Here is a 17541-nt window from a genome sequence, read left to right as displayed (position 1 = left end):
TTTTCGATGGCCCGCGGCCTCGAACCCTATCCCTATGCGCGTACACCCTTCATTTCTTTTCGGTGCCCGCCACCACTTCAGCAACGGATCAATCCGTTTCGTCACGCGCCGAACGGCCGCCGTGATGGCGATCGCATGCACCGCGGCCGCGTCGGCCATCGCGCTCGCGACCGGCACCGCGATCGGCATGCACTGGGCGGAGCGCGAGGCGGCCAACCGCCACACCGCCACCGGTGCCGAACGCGCGTACGTGGTCGACGAGCTTGGCAGGCTGAACGCGTCGGTGGCCCAGATCGAGCCACGCATGGCGCGGCTGGCCGACCATGTGAGCGAGCTGCGCCGTCTGCAGGCACGCCTCCAGGCGTCGAAGGTCGCCGCCCGGCTCGCGCCCCTGGATGCGAACGCCGACCCCGGCTCCGCCGCGGGCGGCCCCGCGTTGCCGCCGCGGGCTTGCGCCGGCGCCAGGGCCGAGCGGGTGCCGGCGCAAATCGAAAGCACGCGCCGCGAGCTCGACTGCATGGTCCGGACACTGACGCGGCTCGAGCAGGAAGCCATCACGCAGGCGGTCGCCTGGGCCGCGCTGCCGGGGCGCTCGCCGGTCGATGGCGCCCGGCCCGGTTCGCCCTTCGGCAACCGCCTCGACCCATTCGACCATCGCCTGAGCTTTCATTCGGGCATCGACCTCGCCGCGCCGACGGGCACGCCGATCCTGGCCACCGCCGGCGGACGCGTGAGCTTCTCCGGCCAGAAGGCCGGCTACGGCAACATGATCGAGATCGCGCATGGCAACAACCTGGTGACCCGCTACGGCCATGCCTCGCGCCTGATCGCCCGCGAGGGCGACCTGGTGCTGCCGCGGCAGCATATCGCCGACGTCGGTTCGACCGGCCGCTCGACCGGGCCGCACCTGCACTTCGAGGTGCTCGAGGGCGGCGAGCAGATCGATCCCGCCAACTACCTGAGCCTGTTTGCAGCGAATTCCCATGACTGAATATCGGCGCGGCGGCGCCCGTACCGACCGACTCGCGACAGGCGGCTATGCACCACGCCCGGTGCGCTCCCTTTCGGCCCGTGCGGCCATAGGGGCCCTTGCCTGCGCGTCCTGCCTGGCGGTCGGCGCAGCGGCCGCGACCTGGCAGGCACGGCAGGGTGCCGCGGCGCCCCCGCCCTGCGTGGCGCCGCCGCCCTCCGAAGACCTCGTGCAGGCCGAGCTGGCACGCACCCGCCTCGCGCTGGCACAGGAAGAATCCGCGCGCCTCGCCCTGCAAAAGACCGCCGACGAGGCCGCCGCCGAAGTCACCCGCCTGCGCACCGAACTGAGCTTCCTGCGCGGGCAGGGCGCGAAGCGGCGCTGAGCCGTCCCTCCATCCCATCTCCCAGTGAAGAATCGTCCATGTTCGGCAAGAAGAAATCGACAGGCATCCGCCAAGCGAAATTCGCGACCCTGATCGCGCACGATGTCCAACTCTCCGGCAACCTCGAGTTCAGCGAGGGCCTGCGCCTCGACGGCCACGTGCAGGGCAACATCAGCGGCAAGGCCGGCAGCGAGACGCTGCTGGTGCTGAGCGATCGCGGCTCGGTCACGGGCAACGTCCACGGGCACGACATCGTGATCAACGGAAAGATCATTGGCGACGTGGTGGCGGACCACTTCGTCGAACTGCAGGCGAACGCGCATGTCACGGGCAACATCGACTACCTGCAGCTGCGCATGGACGCCGGCGCTACCGTCGATGGCAAGCTGACCCGGCGCGACTCACCCACGGCCGCGCCGGCGCTCCCGCCGCCCGGAACGACGGCCGAGCAGGGCCGTTGACTTCACTTCCCACAGATATTAAAGTGATATCACTTTTCTGGAGGAGACCGAATGACCGAAGCCCCCGTCCATGCGCGCGTCGTCCGCAGCGAACGCCGCTACCAGTCCATCAGCGGCTATGCCATGGCACTGGCCGCGCTGCTGCTGTTCGCATTCGGTGCGCTGGTGTTCGTCCGCCACCTGGCCCATCCGGCGGTGGGCGTGGTGCTGGTGCTGGCCGGCGCGGCGCTGGTGCCGGGCTTCTACATGCTCAAGCCGAACGAAGGCATCATCTTCACGCTGTTTGGCGAATACAAGGGCACCGACCGCTCCGAGGGCCTGCGCTGGACCAACCCGCTGCTGAGCGGCCAGAAGATCTCGCTGCGCGCACGCAACCTCAACACGCCGCCGCTGAAGGTCAATGACAAGCGCGGCAACCCGGTGGAGATCGGCGCCGCGGTGGTCTGGCGCGTGCACGACACGGCCCAGGCGGTGTTCGAGATCGACGACTACACGAAGTTCGTGAGCATCCAGGCCGAGGCCGCGATCCGCCACCTGGCCACGCTCTATGCCTACGACAGCGGCGAGGACCTCGAAGGCGACGAGACCACGCTGCGGGCCGGACTCGACGTGGTGGCGGATGCCCTGAAGGCAGAACTCAACCAGCGCTTCGCCAGCGCCGGGGTCGAGGTGCTCGACGCCAAGCTCACGCACCTGGCCTACGCGCCCGAGATCGCCCAGGTGATGCTGCGGCGCCAGCAGGCGACGGCCATCGTCAGCGCCCGGCACCAGATCGTGGCGGGCGCGGTGGGCATGGTCGAGGCGGCACTCAAGGGCCTGTCCGAACGCAACCTCGTGACCCTGGACGACGAGCGCAAGGCGGCGATGGTGTCGAACCTGCTGGTCGTGCTGTGCTCGGACAACGACGCCCAACCCGTGATCAACACCGGCACGCTCTATACCTGAGCCGCAGCGGCGCGTTCGTCCGATGGCCAGCCCAGGCAAGAAGTCCTTTCCGTTGCGCATCGATCCGGTGCTGTGGGCCGAGATCGAGCGGCTCGCCGCGCAAGAGTTGCGCAGCGCGAATGCGCAGGTCGAGTTCATGCTGCGCGAGGGACTGGAGCGAAGGGGGCGGCTGCCGGCCCGCGTCACGGCTCCCCGAAAGAAGGAGACTCCATGAAGCGCCTCGCACGCCTGATCATTCCGATGCTGGCCCTGCTCGCGCCGGCCCTGGGCGCCGCCCAGTTGCGCGACTCCTCGCCCGCCGAGCAGGCGCTCGACGCCGAAGCCTTCCAGGGCATGGACCAGGCCATCTCGGTGCGCCTTCCGGACGTGCAGGCGGCGGTCGTGCTGCTGAAGGGGCGCGTCGTCTATGCCTATCATCGCGACGGCCGCGCAGACACCCTGCACGACGTGCAGTCGGTGGCCAAGAGCGCCTTGTCGGCACTGGTCGGGATCGCGCTGGCGCAGGGCCGTCTCGCGAGCCTGGACCAGCCGGTGCTGGCGCTGATGCCCGAGTGGGCGCCGCTGAACGCCGACCCGCGCGCCGCCGCGATCACGCTGCGGCACCTGCTGACCATGACGGCGGGCTTCGCCATCGACGACCCGACGGGCACGGCGGCACCCGGCCGGCCGCAGGACGCCTGGGCCCGCCCGCTCGGCAGCGCCCCCGGTCAGCGCTTCGCCTACGACAACGCCCTGGTCCCGGTGCTGGCGGCGCTGCTCGAAAAAGCGACCGGCATGCCGCTGGCCGACTATGCCAGGCGCGAACTCGTCACGCCGCTCGCGATGCAGGAGCCTTCGTACCGGCGYGGCCTGCACCTGCGCACCGAAGACATGGCCAGGCTCGGCCAGCTGTTCCTGCAGAAGGGCGCCTGGGATGGCAGGGCGCTGGTGCCCGAGTCCTACGTCATGGCCGCCACCCAGCCGCAGAACGCGGGCGGGCCGCCGGTGTCGATGCCCTATGGCTACCTGTGGTGGGTGCTGCCGACCGAGGCGCCGCGGCGCACTTTCATGGCCAGCGGCTACGGCGGCCAGACGATCTGGGTCCATCCGCCGCTGGATCTGGTGATTGCGACCAGCGCAACGGCTTCGGTCGAGAGCCAGCGCCGGGGCCAGGCGGTGCAGCTGCTGCGCACCCGCCTGTTCGCCGCCGCGCAGAAGCGCTACGCGACGCCTTAGCCGCCGACGCCACCGGGCAGCCCCGCCGGCGCCCGCTTCGCCAGGCCGCGCAGCTGCAGCACGCAGCCGATCACCAGCAGCACGAAGCACACGCCCACCGCCTTCTGCAGGCCCGGGTCGTCCGGCCCGCTGAACCAGGGTGCGCCCTGCGGCAGACGGGTAAAGGTTTCGGTGAGCCCGGGAATCATGTGGAAGAACAGCGTGGTCGAGTAGGCGATGATCTCGATCGCGCGCGAAGCGCGGCCGAACTTGCCGCCGCCGGCCAGCGCCGCCAGCGCCAGCACGAGCAGCGTCAGGATGCCCAGCGCATGCGGGGCGCCGAAGCCGCCGTGCCTGAAGATGCCGAAGCCCGTGAGGCAGGTCAGCACCGTGGCCCAGACGTAGGTGCGCCCGAGCGGATGCCGGGCGGCGATCTCGCCGAAGCGCAGCAGGGACGCGAGGCCGGCCGCCAGCGCCACCAGGCTGATGGCGGTGTGGACGAGGCCGAGCGGGGTCAAGCCGAACATGGGGACTCCTTCGTTCGATGGGGTGGCGACCGGGCCGCCCGCATCATCCCGGTTTCGAGGTCTTTTGTCTCGCCCCGCGCGCGGGCAGGCCCGCGCTCAGCGATCGCAGACGAACAGCACGCCGCTTTCGGCCGGCGCCTTGCCGACCACCCGCAGGCTCGTGCGGTCCTTCTGGCAGTACGCGGCCGCCTCGGCGGTGGTGGTGGCCCGCAGGACGCCGTCCTTCATGCGGACGACTTCGTTGGACGGCGCGCCGCAGCCCGCGAGCGCGATGGCGAAGGACAGGAGTGAAAGCCGGTTCATGAGGCCGACTTTAGCGCGACCGGACGCGCAACCGCGCCATGCACGCATCGGGCGCTGCCTCGACGAAGCGGGCGGATGCTGGCACCATGGGCGCGCATCGCCACTTCGCAGGAGCATCGAAGTCCATGACGGCCGATACGCTGATCGACAAGCCGACGATTCTGGTCGTCGACGACACACCCGACAACCTGGCGCTGATGTCCGAGCTGCTGCGCGACGAGTTCCGCGTCAAGGTCGCGAACAGCGGCGAGAAGGCCCTGCGTGTTCTGGAGGCAGCGCCGCTGCCCGACCTGGTGCTGCTCGACATCATGATGCCCGGCATGAGCGGCTACGACGTCTGCATCGCGATCAAGGCCTCGGCGCGCACCGAGCGGGTCCCGGTGATCTTCCTCAGCGCGCTCGACGGCGCCGACGACGAGCGGATGGGCCTCGAGCTCGGCGCGGTCGACTACATCACCAAGCCGATCAAGCCGGCCATCTGCCTGCAGCGGGTGCGCAACCAGCTGCAGCTCAAGGCCGCGGCGGACTTCCTGCACGATCGCAATGCCTACCTCGAGCAGGAGGTCGCCCGCCGCACGCGCGAACTGGCCGCCGTGCAGGACGTGACGATCACGATGATGGCCTCGCTCGCCGAGGCGCGCGACAACGAGACCGGCAACCACATCCGCCGCACCCAGCAGTACGTGAAGGCGCTGGCCGAGCAGCTGGCGGGGCATCCGCGCTTCGCGCACTACCTGTCGCCGCGCCAGATCGAGACGCTCTACAAGTCGGCGCCGCTGCACGACATCGGGAAGATCGGCATCCCCGACCGCATCCTGCTCCACCCCGGCCGGCTCACGCCGGAGGACTTCGAGGTCATGAAGACCCACACCACGATCGGCCGCGACGCGATCGCCGGCGCCGAGGCCCGGCTCGGCACGACGGTCGAGTTCCTGGTCTGCGCGAAGGAGATCGCCTATGGCCACCAGGAGAAATGGGACGGCAGCGGCTACCCGCAGGGCCTGCGGGGGGACGAGATCCCGATCTCGGCCCGGCTGATGGCGGTCGCGGACGTGTACGACGCGCTGATCAGCCGGCGCGTCTACAAGGAAGGCATGCCGCACGAGCAGGCGGTCGGGATCATGCGCGACGGCCGCGGCACGCATTTCGACCCCGATGTCGTCGATGCCTTCCTCGCCATCGCCGAGCAGTTCCGGACGATCGCCGAGCGCTTGCGCGACAGCGAGGCGGATCTCGCGGCCAAGGCGGCGCAGCTCGAGTCGATCGCCGAGACGATCCGGATCTGACCGGCATGCGGGAGGCGGCCGACGGATCGCGCGACAGCCGATGGATGGGGGCGCTGCGGGAACGGCTCGAGCGCCGGTCGCTCGGCTTCCTGCTGGTGGTCTCGCTGCTGCCGCTGGCGGTGGCGGTGTTCGTCGTCGGCGCCTACGGGCTGTACGCGACCCGTTCGACGGCCGAGCGCCTCGACCACGTCTACCACGTCGACATGCAGGCCTCGATGGACGCCAAGGAGGGCCAGGTCCAGCTGGTACGCCTGGGACGGGCGCTGCGCCAGCTTGCGCTGGCGGCCGACCGCACGGGCCAGCAGAAGGCGCTCGGCCTGATGACCGAAGCGCAGACCGAGCTCGACAAGACCGTGGCCGACCTGCGGCGGCGAACACCGGGCCGCGACGGTCTCGAACGGCTGCAGGCGTTCGACCGGCACTACCTTCTGTACCGCCACCAGCTCGACGACCTGCTGGTGCTGGTGCGCGAGGGGCGGTTCGTCGAGCTCGCCGAGGCCGTGCAGCGCGACGAACTGCTCGCCACCGCGGATGCGGCCGCGGCCGAGCTCGAGGGCGTCGCCACGCTGAAGCAGGCCGACGCGGCGCAGCTGGCCACGCAGGCCAGCGAGCATGCCCGGCGCAGCACGCAGACCATCGTGCTGCTGGTCTTGTCGACCACGCTGCTCGGCATCGTGGCCGCGTGGCTGACCATCCGCTCGATCCGCCGTCCCGCGGCCCGGCTGCGCCACCATGTCGAGTCGCTGACGGCCGGCCGCTTCGATGCGGTGGTCCCCTACACCGGCTACGACAACGACGTCGGCGACCTGGCGCGCACGATCGACACGCTGCAGGCCGGCGCCCGCGAGATCGCCTGGCAGAGCCGCGTGAAGACCGAGGTCGCCGAGCTGTCGACGGCGCTGCAGACCGCGGGCGATCCGGCCGAGCTGGGCCGGCGATTCCTGTCGCGGGTCGCACCGGCGATGGGCGCCGGGCGGGCGAGCTTCTACCTGGCCGACGACGAGGCGGCCCGCCTGCAGCTGCTGGTCGGCTATGCGCTCGACCCGGACGCGCCCGCGCCGGCCACCATCCCCTTCGGCGCCGGCCTGGTCGGGCAATGTGCGCTCGAGCGCCGCATGCTGCGCATCGCCGACGCGCCGGCCGGCTACGCCCGCCTGGGCTCCAGCCTGGGGAGCGCCGACGCGCGCGCGCTGCTGCTGGTGCCGCTGCAGCGCGGCGATCGGCTGCTCGGCGTGCTCGAGTTCGCCGGCTTCGGCGCCTTCGACGGGCAAGCCCTCGCGCTGCTCGACGCGGCGCTGCCGACGCTCGCGATGAGCCTGGAGATCGCGCAGCGAAGCGCCAGTACCCGGCACCTGCTCGACGCGACCCGCGAGCAGGCGCTGCGCCTCGAGGCCCAGGCGGCCGAACTCGACGCCCAGCGCCGCCGCCTCGAGGCCACCGAAGCCTGGTACCGCGGCATCATCGAGTCGGCCCCCGACGGCATGCTGGTGATCGATGCCGACGGCCGGATCGCGATCGCCAACGCGCAGCTGGCGCGGATGTTCGGCTACCCGGACGGATCCCTGGTCGGCCAGCCGGTGGAAGTACTGGTTCCCGCGTCCTCGCGCCCAGTCCATGCCGGCCTGCGTGCCGGCTACCTGCGCGACGGACGGCCGCGCCAGATGGGCGGTGGCGAGGTCGACCTGCGCGGCCGGCGTGCCGATGGCAGCGAGTTCGCCGTCGAGATCAGCCTCGCGCAGCTGCCGGCCTCACCCGAGCGCACGGGCTTCGTCTGCGCATCGGTGCGTGACATCACCGAGCGCCGCCGCACCGAGGCGGTGCTGGCCGAGCAGCGCGTGGAGCTCCAGAACATCCTCGAGCGCAGCCCGATAGCGATCGCCTTTGCCACGGGTGGCCAGTTCCACTATGCCAACCCGAAGTTCCAGCAGGCCTTCGGCCTCGACAAGGGCGCCGACGGCGGCGACATCTACGCCGAGCGGGCCCAACGCGACGCCCTGCTCGAACGCATCGCCGCCGAAGGCTTCGTGCACGACATCGAGCTGCGCCTGCTGGCCGCGGGCGGTGCGCTGCGCGACTATCTCGCCACCTTCGTGCGCATGACCCACGAGGGCCGGGATGGCACGATGGGCTGGCTGATCGACATCACCGAGCGCAAGGCCGCCGAGACCGCGATGCGCGAGGCCAAGGAGATCGCCGAGGAAGCCACCCGGGCCAAGAGCGACTTCCTCGCCAACATGAGCCACGAGATCCGCACGCCGATGAACGCCATCATCGGCATGTCGCACCTGGCGCTGCAGACCGCGATGGAGCCGCGCCAGCGCAACTACGTCGAGAAGGTGCACCGCGCGGCGGAGAACCTGCTGGGCATCATCAACGACATCCTCGACTTCTCGAAGATCGAGGCCGGCAAGCTCAGCCTCGAGCGCACCGACTTCCGGCTCGAGGACGTGATGGACCAGCTGGCGAGCGTGGTCGGCATGAAGGCCGAGGACAAGGCGCTGGAGCTGTTGTTCACGATCGATCCCGAGGTGCCGACCGCACTGGTCGGCGACCCGCTGCGGCTCGGCCAGGTGCTCGTGAACCTGGCCAGCAATGCGGTCAAGTTCACCGAGCGCGGCGAGGTCGTCGTCGCGGTGCGCCTGGCCGCGCGCGAGGCCGACGGGGTCGAGCTGCACTTTGCGGTACGCGACACCGGCATCGGCATCGACGCCGCGCAGTGCGGCCAGCTGTTCCGGTCGTTCAGCCAGGCCGACAGCTCGATCACGCGCCGCTATGGCGGCACCGGCCTGGGGCTGGCGATCTGCAAGGATCTGGTCGCGCTGATGGACGGCCGCATCTGGGTCGACAGCACGCCGGGCGTCGGCTCCACCTTTCAGTTCCATGCCCGCTTCGGTGTCCAGGCCCGCCCGGCGCCGCGCCAGCCGGTGCGGCGCGAGCTGCTGCTCGGCGTGCGCGCCCTGGTGGTGGACGACAACGCCGCGGCGCGCGAGATCCTGGCCGGCATGGCGCAGCAGCATGGCCTGGAGGCCGACGTCGCCCGCGACGGCGAGCAGGCGCTCGAGATGGCGCGCTCGGGCCAGCTGCGCGGCCTGCCTTACGACGTCGTGCTGATGGACTGGAAGATGCCGGTGATGGACGGCGTCGAGACCGCCGCCCGCCTGCACGACCGGCTGCAGCGCGACATGCCGTCGATCATCATGGTGACCGCCTTCGGCCGCGAGGACGCCCTCGCCGCCGCCGAGCAGCGCCATGTCCGGCTCCAGTCGGTGCTGACCAAGCCGGTGACGGCCGCCGGCCTGCTGCGTGCGATCGCCGAGGCGCTGGGCCGCAGCGTCGCGCTCGACGAGGCGGTGGCCGAACCGGGCCACGACCACGAAAGCGCCCTTGCCGCGCTGCGTGGCGCCCGGGTGCTGCTGGTCGAGGACAACGACCTGAACCAGGAACTGGCCGGCGAGCTGCTGCAGCGGGCCGGGATCGCGTTCGCGGTGGCGGGCAACGGCCGCGAGGCGCTCGACCTGCTGGCTCGCGACGACCGCTTCGACGGCGTGCTGATGGACTGCCAGATGCCGGTGATGGACGGCTACGCGGCGACCCGGGCGATCCGCGCCGACCCGCGCTGGGCGCGGCTGCCCGTGATCGCGATGACCGCCAACGTGATGGAAGGCGCGAGCACGCGCGAACGCGCCGCCGGCATGGACGACCGCATCGCCAAGCCGCTGGATCTGCGGTCGATGTTCGTCACGATGGCGCGCTGGATCCGGCCGCGTAGCGGCGCGCCGGCGGCGCCGCCCACAGAGGCTGCGCCCATTCCGCCGTCCAGCCTGCCGGCGCTGGCCGGCATCGACGTCGACCGAGGCCTCGCCACCAGCGGCGGGGATCCGGGCCTGTACCGGCGGCTGCTGCGGCGCTTCGCCGCCGGCCAGGCGGACTTCGGCGACCGTTTCCGCGCCGCGCTCCAGTCCGCGGACCCGGAGGCCGCCACCCGCGCCGCCCACACCTTGAAGGCAACCGCCGGCAACATTGGCGCGCGGGACGTGCAGGCGGCCGCCGGCGCGCTCGAGCAGGCCAGCCTGGAAGGCCGGGACCCCGCAGTCCTGGCCCCGTGGCTGCACACGGTCGAGCAGGCGCTGGCGGGCGTGCTCGCGGGCCTGGCGGCCGCTGGCGAAGACAGCACCGGTGGGGCGGTGCCGGAGGCAGCGACCGCGACACCTGAACTGGCCGGCCTGGTGCGGCGGCTGCGCACGCTGCTGGAGGCCGACGACAGCGCGGCCGCCGAGTTGGCCGACCCGCTCGCCGCGCGCGCCCGCGGCACGCCGTGGGGGCCGGCCCTGCAGCGCGCCGCGCGCGCCGCCGCCGCCTTCGACTTCGACGCGGCGCTGGCGGCCCTGACCGAGATCGACGAGCGCCCGGCGCCGGGGTCCAATCAGACGGAGCGTGCAAGATGAGATTCAACGGCAAGACAGCGGTTGTCACGGGCGCGGCCTCGGGCATCGGCAGGGCGAGCGCGCTTCGCCTGGCCGCGGAAGGGGCGCAGGTCATCGCCGCCGACATCGATGCCGCCGGCGGCGAGGCGCTTACGGCACAGTCCGAAGGACGCATCGTCTTCAAGCGGACCGACGTGAACGCGATCTGCCCCGGCTGAAGGAACAGGTCAACGGCATGCTCGCCGGCATCGCCGACCGGGCCCAGCCGGTGGCACGGGGCGGGACGCCCGAGGACATCGCCGGCGCCGTGGCCTTTCTGGCCAGCGAGGATGCCGCGTTCGTCACGGGAACCCACCTGGTGGTGGATGGCGGCATCCTGGTCGGGCCCCGCCACAGCTGGGACCCTGCGACCCCGGGCATGTCCGACGCCATCCGCCAGTTGATCGCGGCGTCTGCGGGCGGCGGCAAGGCCTAGAGGGTCTCCGACGGATCGAAATCCAGCTCGACCTTGGCCCCGTTCGGGTCGTGGCAGAACAGCTGCCACGTGCCCGCGCCGGCCTGCTGGCGCAGCTCGTAGGCAACGCCGCTCTGGTCGAAGCGCGCCTTGACCGCGCGCAGGTCCTGCGCCGTGAACGCCATGTGGTCGATGACGCCGGTGCGCTGGGCCGGCACCGGCCTGCCGAAGTACAGGTGCAGCACCGCCTGCGGCCCGTCGCCATAGAGCCAGGCGCCCGGAAAGCCCAGGTCCGGCCGGTGGCCGACGCGCAGCCCGAGCAGGCCGGTGTAGAAGGCCAGCGTCTGTTGCTCGTCCTCCGCGGTCACGGTGAAGTGGTTCATGCCGACGATCATCGCGTTGACTCCTTCGTTCGAGTGTTCAGGGCAGCAGCACCAGCGCGCCGATGCTGGCACGAGCTTCGAGCCGGGCGTGCGCCTCGGCCGCCGCGTCGAGCGGGAAGCGTTCGATCGGCGGCAGGCGGATCGCGCCGTCGGCGAGCGCCTGCCAGACCCGCTGCGCGCGCTCGGCGAGTTGGGCCTGAGTGGCCACGTAGTCGAACACCACCGGGCGCGAGAAGCTCAGCGACTTGGCCACCAGCGCATCCGGCGCCAGCGGCGCCAGCGGCCCGCTGGCCTGGCCGAGGCTGATCCAGTGCCCGCGGCGCGCCAGGGCCGCCAGGTTTTCGTCGCGGGCGGCGTCGCCCAGGCCGTCGATCACCACGTCGGCGCCGCCGCAGACACGCTGCACCGCTTCCGCGAAGCGGTAGTCGCGGGTCACGATCACATGCTCGCAGCCATGCTCGCGCGCCACCCGGGCCTTGTCCTCGCTCGACACCGTGCCGATCACCACGGCACCGAGACGGCGCGCCCAGGCGCAGACCAGCAGGCCGACCCCACCGGCCGCCGCGTGCACCAGCAGCCGGGTGCCGCGCTGCACATGGCCGAGGTCGTGCAGCAGGTAGTCGGCCGTGATGCCCTTCAGGAGCAGGGCAGCCGCCGTCTCGTCCTCGATCTCTGGCGGCAGCCGCACCACCCAGTCGGCCGGCACGCTGCGCACGCCGCAGTAGGCGCCCGGCACCGGACCGAGGTAGGCGACGCGGTCCCCGGGCAGGAAGCCGGAGACCTGCGGGCCGACATCGAGCACGCCGCCCGCGGCCTCCATGCCCGGCACGCCCGGCGCGCCCTCGGACACCGGGAACATCGTAGGCACCCAGCCGCGCCGCAGGTAGACATCGATGAAATTGACGCCGACCGCACGCTGGCGGATGCGCACTTCGCCGGCGCCGGGCGCAGCGGCCTCGGCGTTCTGCGGCCACAGCACATCAGGGCCGCCATGGCGCGCGACCCCGATGCGGCGAGTCGGCACCGGCAGCGCCGTCGGCATCGGGCCGGCGCCGCGCGAGCGTTGGTCCGCGCCGCCCCGCAGGTAGCGGCGCAGGTCCTCGAAGCCGGTCTCGTAGACGCCCTGCGCCACGGTGTCGCGCAGTTCGTGCTCCATGCCCGGCGGCGTCGCGAAGCTCGACGTCCAGTGCCAGAAGGTCCGGTTGCCATCGGTCACCGGCTTCAGCGTCACGGTCGCGACATAGCGCTGCAGCGGCAGGCTGGCCTCGACGATGCAGTAGGTGCTCTGGTGCTCGCGGTCGGACAAGGTCAGCAACTGCTCGCGGATGTGGTGGCCGTCCTTCAAGGTGAAATTGCGCACGCAGCCGACCTGGTCGCTGCGCTCGCCGCCCTCGATGTGGCTGGATTCGATCGCGCTGTGCCACTGGTCATGGCTGTTGAAGTCGCGCAGCACGGCCCAGACGCGCTCGATGGGCGCATCGATGATCGCGGAGCGGACGACCTTCTGCAGCATGGCGCGTGTCAGCGCAGCGAGCGCCGCTTCAGGGCGTCGAAGCCGGCCTGGAACACGCCTTCGCCGATCGAACGAACCAGCTCGCCTTCGCGGCCGGGGTCGCAGTCGAACTCGGCGCTCCACTCGGCAAAGCAGCGCCCGCCATCGGTCACCGGCGTGAGCTTGAGCGTGGCGGTGTAGTTGGCGACGCCCATCGGGCTTTCGAGGATCTCGTAGGTGCAGCTGTAGTCGTAGTCGGAGAGCGCCAGCAGCCGCTCGCGGATCATGCCGCCGTCCTTCAGGTGGAAGTGCCGGATGCAGCCGACGCGGTCGGCCGGCTGGCCGTTCTCGATCCGGCTGTCGGCGATGGCCGGATGCCATTGCGGCATGCCGTTGAAGTCGCGCACCCGCGTCCAGACGCTGTCGGCGCTGGCATCGATCACGCTGGACACGTAGACGTTGACCATGCGCTATTCCTTCGGCGCGGCCGAGGGCAGGGCGGCGTGGGCGCCGCTGGCATCGCCGACCAAGCGCTGGATGTCGCCGCCCTCGATGCCGATCTCGCGCAGCAGCTGGTCGACCAGCGGCGCCTGGGCCCGGAAGCGCAGCGCCGAGTTGACCAGGCCGTCGGCGAAGCCGCCGCCTTCGCCATTGCGCACCCCATCGCCGCCCGAGCCGCCGAGCCCGTCGACATGCAGGATCTTGATGCCCTCGATGCGCTCCAGCGGCCGCACCGATTCGCGGATGATCGCCTCGGCCTTCTCGACCAGCTTCATGCGCAGCGCCGACATCCGCGCCTCGGGCGACAGCATGTTGTGCGACTCGTTCATCATGCGCGCCGCCTCGGCCTCGATCTCGGCGCGCACCCGCATCGCCATCGAACGGATCTTGTCGGCGTCTGCATCGGCCTCGGCCTGGGCCCGCACCGCGGCGCCGCGGGCGGCGCTGGCATCGCTCTCGGCCTGCGCCGCCGAGGTCAGGCGCAGGGCGTCGCGTTCGGCCACCTGCTGGGCGCCGATCAGGTCGATCGCCTTCTTGCGCTCGGCCATCTCGACCTCGCGCGCGGTGAACACCTTTTCTTCGGCCGACACCGCCAGCGCCCGGGCGATCTCGGCCTCGGCCTGGGCCTCGCTCTGGGCCTTGCTCTCGCGCGCGACCGAGATCGCGCGCTGCTGCTCGGCCAGTTCGAGCGACATGCGCCGTTCGATCTCGGCGCCCTGGATCGCGCGCTCCTTGCCGATACGGTCTTCCTCCAGCGTCTGCTCGGAGCGGATGCGGGCCTGGTCGATGCTCTGCTTGGCCGCGATCTGCGCCGCTTCGGCATCCTGCTCGCGCTGGGCCCGCTCGGCCGACACCTCGGCGCGCTGGCGGGCGCGCGCGATCTCCAGCTCGCGCTGCTGCGCCAGGCGCGCATGCTCGCCCTCGCGGTCGATGTCGAGCGACAGCTTCTCGGCCTCGAGGTTCTTGTTGCGGATCGCGATCAGCGTGTCTTGTTCGACATCGTTGCGCTGCTTCTTGCGGTGCTCGATCTGCTCGGTGAGGCGGGTCAGGCCCTCGGCGTCGAAGGCATTGCTCGGGTTGAAGAACTCCATGCCGGTCTGGTCGAGCTGGGTCAGCGAGGCGGCCTCGAGCTCGAGGCCGTTCTTGGTCAGGTCTTCGGCGACCGCGTCGCGCACGCGCTTGACGTAGGCGCCGCGCCGCTCGTGCAGTTCCTCCATCGTCATCTCGGCCGCCGCGGTGCGCAGGGCGTCGACGAACTTGCCTTCGACCAGTTCGCGCAGCTGGTCGGGCTCCAGCGTCCGCAGGCCGAGCGTCTGCGCCGCCGCCGCCACCGCCTCCTCGCTGGTCGCCACGCGGACGTAGAACTCGGCCATGACGTCGACGCGCATGCGGTCCTTGGTGATCAGCGCCTTGTCGCGGCCTCGGCTGACCTCCAGCCGCAGCGTGTTCATGTTGACCGGGATCACGTCGTGCACGATCGGCAGCACGAAGGCGCCGCCGCCCAGCACCACCTTCTGGCCGCCAAGGCCGGTGCGCACGAAGGACCGCTCCTTGGAGCTGCGCAGGTAGAGCCAGTGCAGCAGCCAGACCGCGATCGCCACGACGATCGCGACGACGATCAGCGCGAGGATGAAACTTCCGAATTGAGCGCCTGACATGGATCTGATCTCCTGTTATCTCGTAATTCCAACGAACCGTCGCGTGGTCTCGGTGAGGGCCACCTCGGTCGGCAGCCGCTCCATCGAGCTCGCGCCATAGAAGCCGTGGCAGGCCGGGCAGCGCGCGAGCACGTACTGCGCGTCCTCGGGGGTGGCGATAGGCCCGCCGTGGCACAACACGATCACTTCGGGGTTGACCGCCTGCGCCGCCGCCGCCCAGGCATTGATCCGCGGCACGCAGTCGGCCAGCGTGAGCGCGGTGCCGGCGCCGATCGCGCCACCGGTCGTGAGGCCGAGGTGGCACACCACGATGTCGGCACCGGCCGCCGCCATGGCCCGCGCATCGGCCTCGCAGAACACGTAGGGGGTGGTCAGCAGGTCGAGCGCCCGGGCGCGGGCGATCAGCTCGACCTCGAGCCCGTAGCCCATGCCGGTCTCTTCGAGGTTGGCCCGGAAGACGCCGTCGATCAGCCCGACGGTCGGGAAGTTCTGCACCCCCGAAAAGCCCAGCGACACCAGCCGGGCCAGGAACTCGTCGGGAATCATGAACGGGTCGGTGCCGTTCACACCGGCCAGCACCGGCGTGTGCCGGACCACCGGCAGCACCTCGCGCGCCATCTCGCAGACGATCTCGTTGGCGTTGCCGTAGGCCAGCAGCCCCGCCAGCGAGCCGCGCCCGGCCATGCGGTAGCGGCCCGAGTTGTAGATCACGATCAGGTCGATGCCGCCGGCTTCCTCGCACTTGGCCGACAGGCCGGTGCCGGCGCCGCCGCCGATGATCGGCCGGCCGGCCTCGATCTTGGCGCGCAGGCCGGCCAGCAGGGTCGAGCGGGAGATGCGGGGCATGGGCGGTTCCTCCTCGTGAGTTCAGGCGCGCCGGGCGTCGGCCGGCGTGCGCGACACCGCGTGCCAGGCCGCCACCAGGGCCTCGGCGAAGGCCTCGTCGTTGATGTGCAGCGGCAGGCGCTGCAGCTGGCGGTCGGGGCCGCTGCGGAACGCCCGCTCGATGCTCGCGAACAGCTGTTGGTCGGCCTCGGGGTCGTGGAACGGCTGGCCGGGCCGGTCGATCGCCGAGACGCCGCCCTCGGGGATCAGGAAGCGCACCGGCCCGCGCATCGCATTGAGCTTGGCGGCGATGAACTCGCCGATCGCGCGGCATTCTTCGGCCGAGGTCCGCATCAGGGTCACGGTCGGGTTGTGGCGGTAGAGCCGGCGGCCCTTGAAGCGCTCCGGCACCGTGTCCCAGGCGCCGAAGTTGACCATGTCGAGCGCGCCGCAGGAGCCGACGTAGGGCAGTGCATGGCGCGCGAAGACGTCGAGCCGGGTGGGGCCGGCCGACAGCACGCCGCCGACGATCTCGTCGGCGATCTCGGTGGTCGAGACATCGATCACGCCGGCGATCAGGCCCGACTCGGCCAGCTTCTCCATCGACTGCCCGCCGACCCCGGTGGCGTGAAACACCAGGCAGTCGTAGGCTTCTTCGAGGCGATGGGTCACGGCCTGCACGCAGGGCGTGGTGACGCCGAACATCGTCAGCCCGATCGCCGCCTTGGTCACGGTCGACTCGACCGGCGGATGCGCGATCATGCCGGCCAGCGCATGGGCCGCATTGGCCAGCACCCGCTCGCTGATGCGGTGGATGCCCTGCACGTCGGTGACCGAATACATCATGCAGATGTCGCTGGGGCCGACATAGGGACGGGTGTCGCCGCTGGCCATGGTCGAGACCATCATCTTCGGCACGCCGATCGGCAGTGCGCGCATGCCCTGGGTCGCCATCGAGGTGCCGCCGGAACCGCCGGCCGAGATGATGCCCCCCAGGTCGCGGCGGGTGGCGAGGAAGGCTTCGAAGGCCAGCGCCATCGCCGCGGTGGCGCTGCCCCGGTCGTTGCTGAACACCGCCGATTCGCCCTGCGGATGATGTCGCGCCACCTCGCGCGGATGCACGCTGGCGGGCGAGGGCTTGCCGGAGGTCGACAGGTCGACCGTGACCACGCGCAGGCCCAGCTTCTCGATGCACTGGCGCAGGAAGGACAGCTCGCGGCCCTTGGTGTCGAAGGTGCCCGCGACATAGGCCGAGCGTTCGCTGCTGGCCGCGACCGGGAACTCGAACACGCGCGGCGACGTGGCCGCCGGCTGCGGCGGGGCGGGTTCCGGCGCGGGCGCCACCAGGCGCACGATGTCGGCCACCGGCGCGGCGGTGCCGCCGGCGTTCCAGCGCGTGAAGCCGCGCACCGTGCTGGGCGCCAGGTCGTCGAGCGACGGGGCGCCGTCACCGTGGGCGCGGCGGACGGTGAAGACCTGGGTCGGCGGGGGACTGTCGTCAGCCGGGGCGGCCAGCGGGTCTTCGAAGTCGTCGCCCTCGCCGCCGGAGCGCACGCCGAGCAGCCGCTCCTGCAGTTCGCGGTCGGCCGCCAGCTCGGCCGCCGGCATCTCCCTGGTGATGCGGCCGTTGACCATCAGGCCGATGCGATCGGCCACCGAGATGGCGACGCCGAGGTTCTGCTCGATCAGCAGCACCGCGATGCGGCCCTCGGCCGCCAGCTCGCGCAGCGCCT

18 protein-coding genes are annotated in these 17541 nt (G+C 71.3%); 10 read left to right on the top strand and 8 right to left on the bottom strand.

Annotation, left to right across the window (positions count from 1 at the left end; genetic code table 11):
* Positions 1-124: 124 nt before the first annotated feature.
* The 6 genes from AC1DF3_RS22475 to AC1DF3_RS22450 are packed head-to-tail and all read left to right on the top strand — an operon-like array spanning position 125 to position 3976.
* Positions 125-991, top strand: a complete 867-nt coding sequence (locus tag AC1DF3_RS22475) for a M23 family metallopeptidase (RefSeq protein ID WP_478140885.1) — start codon at positions 125-127, stop codon at positions 989-991.
* Entirely contained in the window at positions 984-1355 is a 372-nt protein-coding gene (locus tag AC1DF3_RS22470) for a hypothetical protein (protein WP_286536784.1), read from the top strand. The genes AC1DF3_RS22475 and AC1DF3_RS22470 overlap by 8 nt, the downstream gene beginning before the upstream one ends.
* Positions 1356-1393: 38 nt before the next feature.
* Positions 1394-1816 carry a bactofilin family protein gene (locus AC1DF3_RS22465; RefSeq protein ID WP_286536785.1) on the top strand — a complete coding sequence of 141 codons (423 nt, stop codon included), beginning with the start codon at positions 1394-1396 and terminating at the stop codon, positions 1814-1816.
* A gap of 51 nt (positions 1817-1867) precedes the next feature.
* Positions 1868-2761, top strand: a complete 894-nt coding sequence (locus tag AC1DF3_RS22460) for an SPFH domain-containing protein (protein ID WP_286536786.1) — start codon at positions 1868-1870, stop codon at positions 2759-2761.
* A 22-nt stretch (positions 2762-2783) separates the two neighbouring features.
* A complete protein-coding gene (locus AC1DF3_RS22455) occupies positions 2784-2975 on the top strand; it encodes a type II toxin-antitoxin system antitoxin (RefSeq protein ID WP_286536787.1) in 192 nt (63 codons plus the stop codon).
* A complete protein-coding gene (locus tag AC1DF3_RS22450) occupies positions 2972-3976 on the top strand; it encodes a serine hydrolase domain-containing protein (RefSeq protein WP_286536788.1) in 1005 nt (334 codons plus the stop codon). Before AC1DF3_RS22455 ends, AC1DF3_RS22450 begins: the two co-directional genes overlap by 4 nt.
* Here the strand turns inward: AC1DF3_RS22450 and AC1DF3_RS22445 are convergent.
* Complete coding sequence (locus AC1DF3_RS22445; protein ID WP_286536789.1) at positions 3973-4482, bottom strand: hypothetical protein; 510 nt, start codon at positions 4480-4482, stop codon at positions 3973-3975. The genes AC1DF3_RS22450 and AC1DF3_RS22445 overlap by 4 nt on opposite strands.
* 96 nt (positions 4483-4578) lie before the next feature.
* Entirely contained in the window at positions 4579-4785 is a 207-nt protein-coding gene (locus AC1DF3_RS22440; RefSeq protein ID WP_286536790.1) for a hypothetical protein, read from the bottom strand.
* A gap of 125 nt (positions 4786-4910) precedes the next feature.
* On the opposite strand from AC1DF3_RS22440, the gene AC1DF3_RS22435 reads away from it, so the two are divergent.
* Genes AC1DF3_RS22435 through AC1DF3_RS22420 form a run of 4 tightly spaced genes read left to right on the top strand, consistent with a single transcriptional unit; the run spans position 4911 to position 10970 of the window.
* Positions 4911-6071, top strand: a complete 1161-nt coding sequence (locus AC1DF3_RS22435; RefSeq protein WP_286536791.1) for a response regulator — start codon at positions 4911-4913, stop codon at positions 6069-6071.
* A 5-nt stretch (positions 6072-6076) separates the two neighbouring features.
* Entirely contained in the window at positions 6077-10516 is a 4440-nt protein-coding gene (locus AC1DF3_RS22430; protein WP_478140884.1) for a response regulator, read from the top strand.
* Positions 10513-10713, top strand: a complete 201-nt coding sequence (locus tag AC1DF3_RS22425) for an SDR family NAD(P)-dependent oxidoreductase (RefSeq protein WP_286536793.1) — start codon at positions 10513-10515, stop codon at positions 10711-10713. Before AC1DF3_RS22430 ends, AC1DF3_RS22425 begins: the two co-directional genes overlap by 4 nt.
* 17 nt (positions 10714-10730) lie before the next feature.
* The gene (locus tag AC1DF3_RS22420) at positions 10731-10970 is read left to right on the top strand and encodes an SDR family oxidoreductase (protein WP_353506731.1); all 240 of its coding nucleotides are present in this window, start codon (positions 10731-10733) and stop codon (positions 10968-10970) included.
* On the opposite strand, the gene AC1DF3_RS22415 is transcribed toward AC1DF3_RS22420, so the two are convergent.
* The 6 genes from AC1DF3_RS22415 to AC1DF3_RS22390 are packed head-to-tail and all read right to left on the bottom strand — an operon-like array spanning position 10967 to position 17098.
* Complete coding sequence (locus AC1DF3_RS22415; RefSeq protein ID WP_286536794.1) at positions 10967-11344, bottom strand: VOC family protein; 378 nt, start codon at positions 11342-11344, stop codon at positions 10967-10969. The two genes, AC1DF3_RS22420 and AC1DF3_RS22415, sit on opposite strands and share 4 nt — an antisense overlap.
* 25 nt (positions 11345-11369) lie before the next feature.
* Positions 11370-12845 (bottom strand): SRPBCC family protein, encoded by a 1476-nt coding sequence (locus AC1DF3_RS22410; RefSeq protein ID WP_478140883.1) that lies wholly within the window; start codon positions 12843-12845, stop codon positions 11370-11372.
* Between the two features lie 8 nt (positions 12846-12853).
* Positions 12854-13291 (bottom strand): SRPBCC family protein, encoded by a 438-nt coding sequence (locus AC1DF3_RS22405; RefSeq protein WP_286536796.1) that lies wholly within the window; start codon positions 13289-13291, stop codon positions 12854-12856.
* Positions 13292-13294: 3 nt separating this feature from the next.
* A complete protein-coding gene (locus AC1DF3_RS22400) occupies positions 13295-14983 on the bottom strand; it encodes a flotillin family protein (protein ID WP_286536797.1) in 1689 nt (562 codons plus the stop codon).
* A 15-nt stretch (positions 14984-14998) separates the two neighbouring features.
* On the bottom strand, positions 14999-15829 hold the full coding sequence (locus AC1DF3_RS22395) for a phosphoenolpyruvate hydrolase family protein (protein WP_478140882.1): 831 nt from the start codon (positions 15827-15829) through the stop codon (positions 14999-15001).
* Between the two features lie 21 nt (positions 15830-15850).
* The gene (locus tag AC1DF3_RS22390) at positions 15851-17098 is read right to left on the bottom strand and encodes a Tm-1-like ATP-binding domain-containing protein (RefSeq protein WP_286536903.1); all 1248 of its coding nucleotides are present in this window, start codon (positions 17096-17098) and stop codon (positions 15851-15853) included.
* Positions 17099-17541 lie beyond the last annotated feature (443 nt).

The organism is Variovorax sp. 10N432 (assembly GCF_056394465.1).
This window is presented reverse-complemented; position numbering and strand designations above follow the sequence as displayed.